The following is an 812-nucleotide window of genomic DNA, read 5'->3' as shown; positions in this document are numbered from 1 at the left end:
ATGGGGGGACCATCCTCCAAGGCTAAATACTACTGACTGACCGATAGTGAACCAGTACCGTGAGGGAAAGGCGAAAAGAACCCCTGTGAGGGGAGTGAAATAGAACCTGAAACCGTGTACGTACAAGCAGTAGGAGCACCTTCGTGGTGTGACTGCGTACCTTTTGTATAATGGGTCAGCGACTTAATTTTAGTAGCAAGGTTAACCGTTTAGGGGAGCCGTAGGGAAACCGAGTCTTAACTGGGCGTACAGTTGCTAGGATTAGACCCGAAACCAGGTGATCTAGCCATGGGCAGGTTGAAGGTTGAGTAACATCAACTGGAGGACCGAACCGACTAATGTTGAAAAATTAGCGGATGACTTGTGGCTAGGGGTGAAAGGCCAATCAAACCTGGAGATAGCTGGTTCTCCCCGAAAGCTATTTAGGTAGCGCCTCGGACGAATACTACTGGGGGTAGAGCACTGTTAAGGCTAGGGGGTCATCCCGACTTACCAACCCTTTGCAAACTCCGAATACCAGTAAGTACTATCCGGGAGACACACGGCGGGTGCTAACGTCCGTCGTGGAGAGGGAAACAACCCAGACCGCCAGCTAAGGTCCCAAAGTATAGCTAAGTGGGAAACGATGTGGGAAGGCTCAGACAGCCAGGATGTTGGCTTAGAAGCAGCCATCATTTAAAGAAAGCGTAATAGCTCACTGGTCGAGTCGGCCTGCGCGGAAGATGTAACGGGGCTAAGCTATACACCGAAGCTGCGGCTACGTACCTTAGGGTATGTGGGGTAGGGGAGCGTTCTGTAAGCCGTTGAAGGTG

The 812-nt window shown here is 51.4% G+C and carries 1 rRNA gene; it reads left to right on the top strand.

The annotated features are described in order from the left end of the window. A 23S ribosomal RNA gene (locus AACR09_RS15790) occupies positions 1-812 on the top strand; the annotation flags it as partial.

The sequence above is a fragment of the Vibrio sp. OPT20 genome (assembly GCF_963889365.1).
In the GTDB taxonomy this organism is placed as follows: Bacteria; Pseudomonadota; Gammaproteobacteria; order Enterobacterales; family Vibrionaceae; genus Vibrio; species Vibrio splendidus.
The sequence above is the reverse complement of the archived record's forward strand: the minus strand, read 5'-3'. Positions and strand labels throughout refer to the sequence as shown.